General features: G+C 58.1%; 12 protein-coding genes and 1 tRNA gene. 3 read left to right on the forward strand and 10 right to left on the reverse strand.

From position 1 onward, the window contains the following. Nucleotides 1-60: 60 nt before the first annotated feature. On the forward strand, nucleotides 61-1,713 hold the full coding sequence (locus AC1D2R_RS26650; protein ID WP_477972072.1) for a DUF1254 domain-containing protein: 1,653 nt from the start codon (nucleotides 61-63) through the stop codon (nucleotides 1,711-1,713). Nucleotides 1,714-1,974: 261 nt separating this feature from the next. Here AC1D2R_RS26650 and AC1D2R_RS26655 read toward each other — a convergent pair whose 3' ends face one another. The 4 genes from AC1D2R_RS26655 to AC1D2R_RS26670 all read right to left on the reverse strand — a co-directional run bounded on the left by AC1D2R_RS26655 (nucleotide 1,975) and on the right by AC1D2R_RS26670 (nucleotide 4,583). Then, nucleotides 1,975-2,202: a hypothetical protein gene (locus AC1D2R_RS26655; RefSeq protein ID WP_057472035.1), complete on the reverse strand. Its 228-nt coding sequence runs from the start codon at nucleotides 2,200-2,202 to the stop codon at nucleotides 1,975-1,977. Beyond that, nucleotides 2,199-2,456, reverse strand: a complete 258-nt coding sequence (locus AC1D2R_RS26660) for a hypothetical protein (RefSeq protein ID WP_477972074.1) — start codon at nucleotides 2,454-2,456, stop codon at nucleotides 2,199-2,201. Before AC1D2R_RS26660 ends, AC1D2R_RS26655 begins: the two co-directional genes overlap by 4 nt. 7 nt (nucleotides 2,457-2,463) lie before the next feature. Beyond that, on the reverse strand, nucleotides 2,464-3,588 hold the full coding sequence (locus AC1D2R_RS26665; protein WP_057472037.1) for a phage major capsid family protein: 1,125 nt from the start codon (nucleotides 3,586-3,588) through the stop codon (nucleotides 2,464-2,466). Nucleotides 3,589-4,340: 752 nt separating this feature from the next. After that, nucleotides 4,341-4,583 (reverse strand): hypothetical protein, encoded by a 243-nt coding sequence (locus AC1D2R_RS26670; RefSeq protein WP_477972077.1) that lies wholly within the window; start codon nucleotides 4,581-4,583, stop codon nucleotides 4,341-4,343. Between the two features lie 294 nt (nucleotides 4,584-4,877). Here AC1D2R_RS26670 and AC1D2R_RS26675 point away from each other — a divergent pair, with 294 nt between their 5' ends. Next, complete coding sequence (locus tag AC1D2R_RS26675; RefSeq protein WP_477972079.1) at nucleotides 4,878-5,081, forward strand: helix-turn-helix domain-containing protein; 204 nt, start codon at nucleotides 4,878-4,880, stop codon at nucleotides 5,079-5,081. Between the two features lie 192 nt (nucleotides 5,082-5,273). On the opposite strand, the gene AC1D2R_RS26680 is transcribed toward AC1D2R_RS26675, so the two are convergent. The 4 genes from AC1D2R_RS26680 to AC1D2R_RS26695 form a co-directional block, all read right to left on the reverse strand. After that, complete coding sequence (locus AC1D2R_RS26680) at nucleotides 5,274-6,437, reverse strand: helix-turn-helix domain-containing protein (RefSeq protein WP_477972081.1); 1,164 nt, start codon at nucleotides 6,435-6,437, stop codon at nucleotides 5,274-5,276. Then, nucleotides 6,424-7,371: a hypothetical protein gene (locus AC1D2R_RS26685; RefSeq protein ID WP_477972083.1), complete on the reverse strand. Its 948-nt coding sequence runs from the start codon at nucleotides 7,369-7,371 to the stop codon at nucleotides 6,424-6,426. Before AC1D2R_RS26685 ends, AC1D2R_RS26680 begins: the two co-directional genes overlap by 14 nt. 399 nt (nucleotides 7,372-7,770) lie before the next feature. Beyond that, complete coding sequence (locus AC1D2R_RS26690) at nucleotides 7,771-8,046, reverse strand: helix-turn-helix transcriptional regulator (protein WP_477972085.1); 276 nt, start codon at nucleotides 8,044-8,046, stop codon at nucleotides 7,771-7,773. A 161-nt stretch (nucleotides 8,047-8,207) separates the two neighbouring features. Beyond that, nucleotides 8,208-9,485, reverse strand: a complete 1,278-nt coding sequence (locus tag AC1D2R_RS26695) for a tyrosine-type recombinase/integrase (RefSeq protein WP_477972087.1) — start codon at nucleotides 9,483-9,485, stop codon at nucleotides 8,208-8,210. 151 nt (nucleotides 9,486-9,636) lie between these two features. Between AC1D2R_RS26695 and AC1D2R_RS26700 the strand changes: the two genes are divergently transcribed. Continuing rightward, nucleotides 9,637-9,706, forward strand: a tRNA-Ser gene (locus AC1D2R_RS26700). A gap of 358 nt (nucleotides 9,707-10,064) precedes the next feature. Here the strand turns inward: AC1D2R_RS26700 and AC1D2R_RS26705 are convergent. Together AC1D2R_RS26705 and menC are read right to left on the reverse strand one after the other, a co-directional pair. Then, the gene (locus AC1D2R_RS26705) at nucleotides 10,065-10,787 is read right to left on the reverse strand and encodes a GNAT family N-acetyltransferase (protein WP_477972089.1); all 723 of its coding nucleotides are present in this window, start codon (nucleotides 10,785-10,787) and stop codon (nucleotides 10,065-10,067) included. After that, the gene (gene menC, locus AC1D2R_RS26710) at nucleotides 10,784-11,911 is read right to left on the reverse strand and encodes an o-succinylbenzoate synthase (RefSeq protein ID WP_477972091.1); all 1,128 of its coding nucleotides are present in this window, start codon (nucleotides 11,909-11,911) and stop codon (nucleotides 10,784-10,786) included. Before menC ends, AC1D2R_RS26705 begins: the two co-directional genes overlap by 4 nt. Between the last annotated feature and the right edge of the window lie 84 nt (nucleotides 11,912-11,995).

Consider the following 11,995-nt stretch of genomic DNA (forward strand, 5'->3'; position numbering starts at 1 on the left):
CATCCACTGAGAGTGCGATTGCGAAGATTAGCCACTGAGTTGGCATGGAGAGGGAATATCATGAAGATCGCCCGACGACAGAACCTCATCGCCATGGCTCTGCTGTGTGCGACTGCCGTGTCAAGTTCGTACGCTCAAGACGGCGGCAAGCTGCCGAAAGAAGTCGTGACCCCCGACACCGTTGAAAGCAGCATCGGTACCTTGAATTACAAGGACGGTGCGCCGAGCAAGGAGACGGTGCAGAAGGCCTATGATTACCTCGACCTCATGCACGGCGTCGAAGCCTTCGTGAATGCCTACCAGGGCGCTTCCGTGGCTGCCATCTTCAAGGGTGTGCAGGATGTGGGTGTCGCCAACAACACCGCCCTGATCTTCTCCGAGTTGATGGATGCCAAGTCCCGCTTCCTGACGGCGAACGCAGACACCATCTACTTCTGGGTAAACCTTGATGTCACCGACGGGCCGATTGTCGTTGAGACGCCGCCGCTCTCGCTTGGCGTGGTCGACGACATGTGGTTCCAGTGGATCACCGACTTCGGTCTGCCCGGTCCCGACCGTGGCGAGGGAGGCAGGTATTTGTTCGTGCCGCCCGGCTACAAGGGCGAGCTGCCTGAAAGCGGCTACTTCGTGCAGAAAATGCGCACGACCCGGGCCACGTTGCTTGGGCGGTCGTTCCTTGAAAAGGACGACCCAAAGCCAGTTGCGGCGCAGATCAAGAAGACCCTCAAGGTCTACCCCTATCTTCCTGGCGGCTACGGCACCAGCATCGGCTCGGCTCTGCAGGGAAAGGCGACGCTGGCCCGAACGCCGGACTACAAGCTCGACTGGGAGTTTCTTCGCCCCAAGGAGCCGGTCAAGTTCACCGAAGGGACGGGCAAGGTCATCAACACGATACCGCCAAGCGACTTCAGCTACTTCGAGATGCTGAACGACGTTGTTCAGAAGGAACCGGTGGGAGCGCTCGATCCGGAAATCATGGGGTCGCTTGCGGCCATTGGTATCGTCAAGGGAAAGCCGTTTGCTCCGGACGCGCGGATGAAGAAAATCCTGACCGATGCGGCGGCCATCGGAAACGCTGCGGCGCGGACCCTGAACTTCAAGTGGCGTCCGTCGGATGGCGGCTACTATTACCCGAACTCGACATGGTTCAACCCGCTTTTCCTTGGCGGCTATGACATGGAGACCCCGCCGCCAGAGGTCAGCCCGGAAGGAGCGATTTCCGTCAATCCACCAACCGGGGCTCGCACATTGAACGTGCGCACGGCCATGTTCTTCGGATACACCTTCATCACGCCAGCCATGATTATGCGGCTCACCGACATCGGCTCGCAGTATCTTATCCAGACCGTGGATTCCAAGGGCGAGTACTTTGACGGCAACAAGACCTACAAGGTCTCCTTGCCCGCAAACATTCCTGCCGGGAAATTCTGGTCCTTTACCGTCTACGACAACCAGTCGCGCTCGATGCTCGATACGCCGCAGCGGTATCCCCGCGCGGGCAGCCAGAGCTACCCGACACCCGCCGCCGTATCAGCCTCAGACGGCTCGACGGTGGTGTATTTTGGCCCGAAGAAGCCGGAAGGGGTCAGCGAGGGAAACTGGATTCAGACCGATCCCGCAAAGGGCTGGTTCACGATCCTGCGGCTCTACAGCCCGTTGGAGACGTTCTTCACGAAAGAGTGGCGGCCCAGCGAGATAGAATTGGTCCAATAGGAATCTGCCGCTTTTGGGCCGATAGGCGACAACGCCTCGGCCGGAAAGCGCTGGTGGCTGGCCGCCAATCAGCGCCTATCTCGTAAAATGGTGATCATGGCTTGCGACCGCGCACTCACCCTTTCGAACAGCTTCTTGCGCTCTGGTTCTCAATCTCCGCATGATTGGCGACGGGCGACACCGCCCCAAGCAGCGCCGCCGCCCGCCTATCTGCCATTGCCCTGCCGCGACGCTCAGCATGGCAGATTCACATGAACTACATCAGTGTAGGCGCAACGGGTCGGCGGCGACGTCCCCGGCCGCCATTTTCTTGCGGGTGGCGCTGGTAGTCTCAAGCACATGCCGAAGGCTGTTAATCATCGAGGTTGCCACCTCGTCGTAGAAATCCAGGAGAACGTCAGCGTTCGGTTTTGGCTGGCTGGCTTCGAATTTGTCGCAAGCTTCGGCCGCCAGCGTGGCAAGGTCGCGATAGTAGCGTGCAAGGCTCATTGCCCGGCCTCCTTTGAAACCTTCTTTGTCTTCGGTTTCGCCGCCGCCAGTTCGGCGCGAAGCTCGCTTATTGCCGCGTCTTGTTCGTCAAACATTTCGGCCGCCTGTCTGAGGGAAATATTAATATCGGCAACCACCTTCTTGATTCTGGCTTCCGTCTTTTCGCGTTCGTCCTGCAGGATCAGCGGCAACACCGCTTCCAGCGCTTCATTGAAGCCCTTCGGAACCATGATGACGGGGTGTTTCTGATCCATGGCGCGTTTACCATGCAATCGCGTCGATATGCGCGACGCGGCCGGCGGCCCGAAGCCCCCAAGTTACGTCGCAAAGGCAACGCATGCCGATTAGGGCCATTTGCCAAGACGAATAGGTCTGCTGGGTCGCGAAGGCCGGAACCGTCCCATCCTCCAAGACTTCGACGGCCGATTCAACAACGGAAAATTCGAAGCCGTCGAAGCCAACCGCCAAGCTTGCGACGTCAACCGCGATAATCTGGTTGGCTGCTACGGCGGCGCTATCAATCCAGTTGCCGGCAAGCGCGCCAGGCGCAAATAGTTGCGCCCGGAACCGGGTTTCCGGCCGGGAAATAAATATCAAATCGGCGCTCGCAGGAATGGCGCTTGCCAACGCTGACAGGTCTTCGCCAACCCCGGCGGCGCCGGTTTCGGTACTTGCGGCCAAGGGAGCAACCCCGAACAGAAGGCCGGCCGGTTGCGCGGCTGTCGCGGCGCCCGAACCTAGAAACGCCTTGTCGATTGTCTGGCCAAGGTCGGCGTTGATACCGGCGCGAAGGATCATTTCAAAGCTGGACGATTTCGCCAGTTCGCGGCTGTAGGTGGAGATTACCGCCGCTTTGTGCGGCGTGATTGTCGCGCCGCTGATTGCGCCTTTGGCAACCGGTATCGGCTCGTTTTCGCCAACGAAGCCGCCGGCGAAATCGCCGGGCGTCAAGCCGGGAAGGCGGATAATGCCGGCCGCCAAATCGATAGCCAGGACAGCCGGCCGAACGGCAATTTGGGAAAGCGCGGCGGTTGGCGCCAGAACCACCGGCGGGGCGACGGTTGCTATTGAAACCAGTTCGGACGCCCAACCGGCTACGGTCGTCATTGCCGGGTTTGTCGCCGCCTTCATGGCGCCCGCCGGGTCGCGTCTGGTTTCCAGAATGCGTTCGGCTTGGGCTTCCGGGTAGACGTTGAAAACGTAGGTTTGGAGGTCTTGCTGGAACGCGACGGCTCTAGCCTCGGCGGCCATGGCGCGAATAACGCGGCTGCCCATGTCTGGCGGGCGGCGCTGTTGCTGCTTGCTGTCGCGAAAGGCGCGGGATAGGCCGATGCAAAGTTCTTTGACGGAATGAAGTTGGGCGCTGATTTTTGCCAAGTCGCTCATAGAATTCCCCTAAATTTTTAGGGGCAAGTGGCTTGCAACCTGTCGCTGGCCTGTCAGCGCGCTTTCCACTTACCCACGGCTTGGGAATCATGCGCTTGCCTTGGAAGATATGCAATAGAGGGGCAACTTGTAGCGTAGCTATGATTTTACGCATAGGTCGCGCCGATTTATGTCCTGAGAAAGCCGATTAACTGGCGGTTGCATCCCCTTAAAAAGGGGCCATTTTTGGCGATGGACCGGCAAAAAATTTATCGCGAAATTGCGCGCGAGGTAGAGGGGGCGGTCAGAGCGAGGGCGGGGTCCGGGTTTTGGACCTCCCCGCCCCGGAGGGTGCAACCCTCCCGCGCATCGATGAAATCAAAACCTCGCGGCGACGCGAGATTTCCGGCGTTCGAACCAAATGCATGCGGTCTCCGCATAGCGTCATGGCCCACCTCGGAACGGGCGGAATATCTGTTTTATTTCCCTTGCGCGGCGGTCTGCGCGTTGCAACCCATTCGCAACGGCTTCGACATGTTGGGTAGGGTTTGGGAAGCATGGTTTCGTATCGGGCCATAGCGGGCCGTAGGCGCGCGCGGGCGCTGTTGCGGGTATCGATGCCCATTCCTTGGTCGCTTGCTGTCACGCCTTGCGGATATGGGCGAAGGCTGGATCTAGCCCTGACCCGCCCCCCATCTCACGTTCGAGGACGAAGGTGATCGACGCCCACCAAAAGGAAAGCCGCCAGTTTCCCAGCGGCTTCCTTATTCGCGCTATTGAAGGTCACGACGCTCGACTAGCGCCAGATACTCCGCAACGTCCACAAGTGAACGATGGGGAGATATTGTGCGCAAGCCTTGATCGCCAACCACAATCCAAACTGCCTGTTGTCCATTCCGCAAGTAGTTTTGAGGGTGGGCGCGTCGGATCGAATAACCCAATGCTTTGGCCCTTTGCTGCAATGCGGAAACCGACTGGTTAAACACTCGGTTCAGATCAATAACGTTCTGTTTCATGGCTTATCCTCCTTTGAAGGGGATTTGAGTTGAAGTTTCCCCGGTCGGAAACCTCGCCTCGCCATGCCATACCGTGCCAAACCCTCTGGTTCGCGGCCGGGAGCGGACCTTTTGAAGGGCTTCTAAAGTTAGCCCTGATCTTCGGCCAATCGCAAGAGGCGTTATCAGTGATTTCATCGATGGAAAGCGCGCGGTCGCGGGTTGCCGCGAAAAGCTCGGCAATGCGTTGGTCTATCCGTCCCGGCCCCTTGCTCATTGGTCGCCCTCCTCGGCGGATTTGCTATATTCGGCGCCATGAGCGACCCCGAAATGTACCAGGCATTGATTACCGGGCTCGAGAGCGCCGGCTTGACGCGAAGCGAAATCGCGCAGCGGGCCGGAATATCGCGCATGACAGTCTGGCGGCTGGCGGTAGGCGACGGCCGGCAACCGGCCTATCAAACCGTCAAGGCGCTTGAGACTTTGCGCGAAACGCTGGCGAAGCCGACGCCGCGCTGAAACCGGCATGGCCCGCCGCTTCCCCCTCGATGTAAGCGATTACCGATTCCAGCCGGTCGGCCGCCGCCCTGAGAGCTCCGGCAAGTTCCTTGCCGTCAACGCTCTGCCATTCGGCGCCGGGGCCGATTTGCCAAGGCCCGCATGACGCCTCGCCGGTGGCGTCGGTAATCCGGCAATGAAGGGTCAACGGCTTCATGACGCCCTCCCCCATTCGGTTCGATCGAGATCGAGTGCGCCGGCTTCGGCGCGAATCTCGATGTCAAAGCTCTGCCGGGCGCCGGTATTGAAAACCCGTTCGCGCCGCGCTGGCGGCGGCGGGGGCAATCCGTTGTCGCGGGCGAACTTGCGCGCCTCCCTCGCCTCAAGTTCAGCGACGGGGTCAGAAATGAAATCGTCGTCGGCGCCAAAATCTTCGAGCCAGTGGAAGGTTCCGGGCGTTCCAGGAGGCCGGCCTTTCAGTTCGGCGTCTAGTTGGGCTTTCATGTAGTTCTGGCGCTGGCGGAATTCCGAAAGCGGCCGGGCAACTGGCGGCAATCCCGGTTCGCCAAAGCCCCTATCGGCCATGTCGGTAAGTCGCCCCGCCGGGTCTGGCCACGATTCCAGGCAACGAACGAACCGGCCCGCCGCTTCCTCGCAAACGCTTCGGCGCTGTCGAAGCCTATGCCGGAAGACGGCCGCGATATCCTCGGCGTCGATATCGTCTGCAACCGCTGCAACCTGTTTTTCGAAAATCTGAAAATCGTTGGAAAGCCGGAAATCATCTCTCCCCCCGCGCCGCTTGCGGCGTCCCGAACCTTTTTGGGGTTTGGGGGAAAGGTTAATCTTCTCTTGGTTAGAGTCTGGGTTACAGGCTGTATAGAGACGCCAAGGGACAAAATCGGGGGTCACCAAGGGACAAATTCGCGTTTGACCAAGGGACAAATTCGCTTCGTTTTCGGGCTGTTTCGGGGCTTCGTCCGCGAACCAATCGGCGGCCCGATATTGGGTATCGTCGGTTGTTTTCGGCTCCGCCCTTGCCGCCTCTACCGCCTCTATTTTCCGTTCCGGGTTATGAATCCGATACATTGACGACGTTCGATTGCCATTCCTGAGATGCCGGTATTCGGTTTCCAGTAGCTCGGCGTCGGCCAGTTTCAGCCGCGCCCGCTTTACTGTCTTTTCGGAAACCCCGATTTCGTCGGCCAGCGTTTTGCCCGATGGAAAGCAATTGAACGTCTGGTAATTCAGATGGCCAATTATGGCGTCAAACACTTTGACGGTGGAATCGCCCTTGCGCGGGAACCGCCGCTTGGCTACCCGCCTCGCCTTCTTGATCTCGTCGCGGCTCCGGCAAAGGGTGGTTTCAGTCATTGCCATTATCGGACTCCTCTAACGTCAAGAACGGGCAAGACGCCCACCAGCTTTTCAGTTGCGCGCGTTCGGCCGCTTGGCGTTTGTCCAGGCTGTCGCCCAGGCTGTCGTCCCAATAGCGGCGAACCGCCTGAGTCACGATTGCGGCGAGAATGTCGGGTGAGAGGGATTCCGCCTGAACGGTTGCCGTTGGGTCGCCGTCAACGCCATTAAAGGCGCGGTTGTCCTTGGCTTTCGCCGGGGCAGTTATCAGGTTCAAAATGCGTATCTGGTCGGGCGTTATTCCGATGCGATTGATTGTCACCAGCTTGGCCGGGTCGCCGTCTATCATGTCGGCAAGGAATGCCAGAACGTCGGCTTTTAGCGACGAAAAGATATGTTCGCCGGATGGGTCGTAATCGCCAATATGCAAAATCACGCCATGCCGGAAAATATGCCAATCGGCCAGTTCGCGGGCCAAGTCATGCTTGAATGTAATGCTGTCAAAGCCGCTGGCGCTGCGAACCCGCGCCCCGAACGGCGCGACCATATCGGCAACCATGGGAACCATTCCGGCGGATTCGCACTGAACGATAACCCGGAAAGGCTGGCCGCTATCGCGGGCCAATCGAAAGCAGTCAACCTTGCTGGACAAGCTGCCAATGAAGCCTTGAAGCGACCAATAGCCGCCGCCGCCAGCTTCCGCGTTACCGTCGTCGCGGATTGCCGAAAAAGGGATTACCTCGGCCCGCCGGGCGTTTCCAAGCAGGGAAACCAGCCGCTCATAGCCCTGTTCTGTTTTCGGAAAGTCGCATGTTGCTACCAGGCGATAGAAGATTTGCCGAATGGTGAGCGGGCCGAACGTTTCGTATTCGGCAATAACGTCTTTGACCTGATCGAGCAGCGCCCGCGTTTTCCGTTGCGGATTCCAGTCTCTTAGAAATCCAAGATGGCGGCTCATAGCGCCCCCTCCCCTTCGAAAGGGGGACTCAGAAACGCTGGCAGTTTGGAAATCGAAAGCGGCATGGCGCAATAGCCTCACAAAAAGTGGGCTTGCGCTTCGCGGCCGGGGGGCTTATTTTCCTTGCTGTTCACGCAAGTTTTCTATTTTTCTCCCGGCCGGGTTTGTTCACGCAAGCCCGGTTTTCCTTTCAGCGGGCCGCGTTGCCATTCGCTCATGACAATTTACGCCGCGCTACAATAAGCGCAACAGCGTCATTCCAACTTTATGATATATATCAGTAACTTAAAGCTGCGCTATAAATATCGCCTGCTATTTTTTAAGCGCCGCTAGAGTTCAGCTTAGTGTTTCATCAGACTTCGTACGCTCGGTGCTGTCGGTTTCCCCCGGCGGCATTTGCTATTCTGCGGCTTGTGAATGCGGAATTTTGCGGGGTCTTCCCGGTCCGCGCCTTGCCGTTGGGTCGGCAATGTCTTCGGCGGCCGTCACTCTACGACCCGCCTCCCGGTCAGCAATGACACGATCGATGACACTCTCTCGCCAGCCTTGCGCATGGTCTGTAATGGGAATACCGCGCGGAATGTTTCCGGCTGCGACCTCGCGGTAGAGCGTACGAATGCTGATTCCAAGCCGTTCGGCGGCTACCACGGGACGGAGTATTCTTTCGCCTACCATCACTTGCTCCTTACATTGTCTTGTAAAGTCAGGGAGCGCCAATGATGGCTTTGGCGGTAGATTGTGTAAAGAGAAATAATTATAAAACTTCAGATATTTCCGTTCAAATTCAGTAAGTTATAGTACTGCTACAATAAGCTGGCCCGAGAATTAGAGCGCTACTAAAATCTCTTACTGGCGGGAAATCTTATGATCTTGCCGCCCGTAACAATCGTTGCGACCAGCCTCCCCCACGCGTCTGCCGCATGGCGTTTCTCCGGCAGGTAGTCGTTCATGTCATAGTGCTTGCCCGTCATGTCGTGATCGGCGTGCGCCAAAAGAAGCTTGGCGATATCGCGGGGAACGCCGATACGCTCCTTCATCGTCAAGTTCGTCGTCGCTGTCCGCCTTAGGTCGTGAGGGGTTGCCCGCTCGGCAAACTTCAAATGCTTTACCGCTCGCGCGAACGCATGGGCGATGCTTTGGCGCGCCAAGGGCGCGCCAGTAATCGGGGAAGCGAATACGTAGGTGTCACAGCCAATAACCTGCTTGGCGCGGTCCAACAGGGCAAGGGCGCCGGGCGACAGCGGCGCTACATGAATGCGCTTGCCTTTCATTCTCGCGGCGGGAACCGTCAAGGTTTTCTGCCCCCGGTCGATTTCCTCCCAACGCATCCCGGCAATCTCTTTCACCCTCAGCGGGCAAAGCATGAGGAATTGCAGCAGTAACCCCATTTCGTCGCCGATCTGAATTTCCTCGCGCGCCTCGATATCGCCAAGCAAATCCCACATGGCCTTGATTTCGGGGTCCGAAAGGAACCGCTTTCTCTCGCCAATGGCAACAACTGCCACCCGGTCGGCGGGGTTATTTTGAATGATCCCGCGAATGATCGCATAGTTGAGAAGTTGCCGAAGCAGCCTATGGGCGTTGCGGCCCTTCGATGGCGCAGCGGCAGTCAACTCCCCGATATAGTCGCCGATCTCTCGGTTGGTCAAAGACGTGACCGGCCGCTTGCCGAATTTCGGTTCAAGGTCGGTCGCCCATACGCGCTTCTCTTCGGCCATCGTCGTTTCTGACTTCGGCTTGACCTTCGAACCGATGCGTTGGGTACCAAGCAGGCAAGCGGCGAAATACGATTCAGCGACAAGGGTAAGCCGGTCCTTCTGAGCCCGCTCGACTTCGGCTTTCGCTTTCTGGCGTTCGCCCGCAACGTCGCGACCCTCAGTCACCTGCCCTTTCAACTTGCGGCATAGCTCGCGGGCGCGGGACAAGCCGATTTCGGGATACTGATAGGTTTCCCGGCGCTGTTCGCCGGTCGCAGCGGCGTAACGGATGGACCAGGATTTAGACCCCTTCTCCGTCACCCGGAAGATAAGCCCGCGCTCTTCGTCGTCGCGGAATTCAAGACGCTTTCCTTGTTGTGGCTGAACGGTTTTCAAAAAGTCGGGGGTCAATTTCACGGAGGCCAGTTCCTTGTTCCGGGCAAAGCGGGGGCTTTCGGGGGCAAGCCGGGGGCAACTCAACGCGGCAGGTTCTTGCGCGTCTTAACAGAAGATGTCAGCCAATTTTTTAATGAAATCAATAGCGGGGGCAGTATTGTCTTGCTGCGGCACGCGCTGACAATGGCTGAAAACAGATTTTCATTCTGGGAAGAGGGGTTCGACTCCCCTAGGGCGTGCCACTTCAACCATCTGATTTATAGCGTCTTTTAAATTAATTCCGAAAATAAGCCCATTTCAGATGAAACGGACGGGCATTTTCTCTTGGGCAATGACAATATTTCGAAATGAGAACGTAGTCAGGATTGGATAACTGGGTCAGTGCGGCCTTGTGACTTAAAATCCCTCGACTTCTGTCATACGGGTTCGACCCCCGTCGTCCGCACCATATTGAAATTGCTCACTTAATTTAAATATAATGCAGTTTTGCAACGGCAGCCGATTGCAGGACTCGACGGATCTTCTGGCGTCGTGTCTAGGATTACCCAGTAGAAGCAGGCCTGGCGAAGAAAGCGATCCCAAGATTCTCTTTTTTCGTGGTTATGCAGTAGGCGTGAGAAGATAGCAGCGCCTCGACGGGTCGAAATCCCTCACCACGTAACCATCGGACAGTGCTCGTAAAAAGATGGACCGAGTTTCAAGTCGGATCTCTGTCGCCCGATCAGGATCGCTCGAAAGCAGGCGTTCGAAATGCTCCGGTATTTCAATCATCCGCGCGTTGTCGGGCGCGTATTCAAGCGGAGTGCGGTCGCCCTCCACACGGCGAACTGCGACGGGATTGTCAAGGATCCAGTCCACCTGTAGGCGATCGGATGGTGCGCCTTTGTTAATGCCTTCCATCTCCCCGTAGAAATCGCAGTGATAGGTCGAAGCCTCCGCGCCTAGCGCACGAATGTTCAGGGCGGCATTGGCGACCCGCAGTGGATCGTAGGTCCAGCGAACGCAGCGGATGCCGTTATCTATGCACCACTGCCTCTGAAACCGCTTGAGCCCAAGCCCAAGACCGAGGCCGCGCGCTTCCGGCAGCACGGCGAGCCGATGGGAATACTGAACATCCGAATGACGGGTCGGGAACCCGAATACGAAGCCCATGAGACGGCCATGGACGAATGCCCCGCCGACTAGCCCGCCCTGCCCCTGAACGACCATTAGCAGATCAAAGGGATCTTCCTTGTCGCCTTCACCCCAAACTGCCCGTTGCAAAGCTTCGGCCGCCTTGAATTCGACAAGGCCTCCGAGAGGGCGATATTCAATTGTCGTCATCCCGAAAAGCTCTCCGTGGACAAGGTGATGCTATCGATGAAGGTCCAGTCCGGGGTCACACCTATGCCATGCCCTTCGGGAACGGGCATGCGGCCCCCGACCGCCTCGAGCTTTTCTTGAATAAGGTCGCGAGCGAAATAGCGGCTGGCGGAGGACGTGTCGCCCGGTTTCGTGAAATTTGGAAGCGTCGACAAGTGAATGTTGTGGGCGCGGCCAATCCCGGATTCCAGCATCCCACCACACCAGACCGGTACCTCGAAGGCAGCGCACAGATCATGGGCGCGCAGGCTTTCGAGATAGCCGCCGAGGCGGCCGACCTTGATATTGATGACTCGTCCCGCATCGATCTGCAGCGCCTTGCGGGCATCCTTTACACTGCGAATGCTTTCATCAAGGCAAACTGGCGTCGAAATCCGCTGCTGCAGGGTCGCATGATCCTGAATGTCGTTCCAGGCCAGCGGCTGTTCGATATAGTCGAGACCGTAGCCGTCAAGCTTTTGTAGCTTGCCGGTATCGGCGAGCGTATAGGCACTGTTGGCATCGACGCTCAGCGCAACATCGGGAAATTCGCCTCTGACGGCAGCGACCAAGGCTGCGTCATGGCCCGGCTTGATCTTCAGCTTGATGCGCTTGTAGCCCTGCTCGACATGGGAGGCGACCCGGCTGAGGGTTTCGGCAACGGGGCCGATCCCGAGGGAAACGCCGACATCAATGGCATCGCCGGATCCGCCGAGAAGGATCTTTATCGGCAGGCCAAGTGACTTCGCCCAGAGGTCCCAGAACGCCATCTCCACCATCGCCTTGGTCATCTGGTGGCCGCGCCACGGTGCTAGCAACGGCTCCAACGCTTGCGGGTTTTCAAATGTCGCGCCGGTCACCTGCGGCAGCAGCACCTCTCGCAGGAGCGCCATCGCGCCGGGGATCTGCTCATCGAGATAGTCGGGCAGCGGATCCATCACCCCTTCCGAATAACCCTCAAGCCCTCCCGATCGCAGGATCAGCAGCGGAATGATCTTTTCGTGCATTGTTCCCGTGGAGATTGTGAAGGGCGTCAGCAATTCGAGCCGCACTAGGCGAAGCTCGGCACCGTCTATCTTGAGCGCGTGTTGGGCCACTGATGGCATTCGGTTCTCCCGGAATGGCTACCTTTTGCCGTATCTGATGTCCGTTGGAAAGCAAACGCAACCCCCGGCCAGCAAGAAATGAAA

The sequence above is a fragment of the Rhizobium sp. P1_C7 genome, assembly GCF_056406295.1.

Bases quoted from the DNA above. Each gene is read 5' to 3' on its own strand.
- AC1D2R_RS26670 (WP_477972077.1), bottom strand. From the start codon at position 4,583: ATGAAACAGAACGTTATTGATCTGAACCGAGTGTTTAACCAGTCGGTT.
- AC1D2R_RS26660 (WP_477972074.1), bottom strand. From the start codon at position 2,456: ATGGATCAGAAACACCCCGTCATCATGGTTCCGAAGGGCTTCAATGAA.
- AC1D2R_RS26655 (WP_057472035.1), bottom strand. From the start codon at position 2,202: ATGAGCCTTGCACGCTACTATCGCGACCTTGCCACGCTGGCGGCCGAA.
- AC1D2R_RS26685 (WP_477972083.1), bottom strand. From the start codon at position 7,371: ATGAGCCGCCATCTTGGATTTCTAAGAGACTGGAATCCGCAACGGAAA.
- AC1D2R_RS26680 (WP_477972081.1), bottom strand. From the start codon at position 6,437: ATGGCAATGACTGAAACCACCCTTTGCCGGAGCCGCGACGAGATCAAG.
- AC1D2R_RS26650 (WP_477972072.1), top strand. From the start codon at position 61: ATGAAGATCGCCCGACGACAGAACCTCATCGCCATGGCTCTGCTGTGT.
- AC1D2R_RS26690 (WP_477972085.1), bottom strand. From the start codon at position 8,046: ATGGTAGGCGAAAGAATACTCCGTCCCGTGGTAGCCGCCGAACGGCTT.
- AC1D2R_RS26705 (WP_477972089.1), bottom strand. From the start codon at position 10,787: ATGACGACAATTGAATATCGCCCTCTCGGAGGCCTTGTCGAATTCAAG.
- menC (WP_477972091.1), bottom strand. From the start codon at position 11,911: ATGCCATCAGTGGCCCAACACGCGCTCAAGATAGACGGTGCCGAGCTT.
- AC1D2R_RS26665 (WP_057472037.1), bottom strand. From the start codon at position 3,588: ATGAGCGACTTGGCAAAAATCAGCGCCCAACTTCATTCCGTCAAAGAA.
- AC1D2R_RS26675 (WP_477972079.1), top strand. From the start codon at position 4,878: ATGAGCGACCCCGAAATGTACCAGGCATTGATTACCGGGCTCGAGAGC.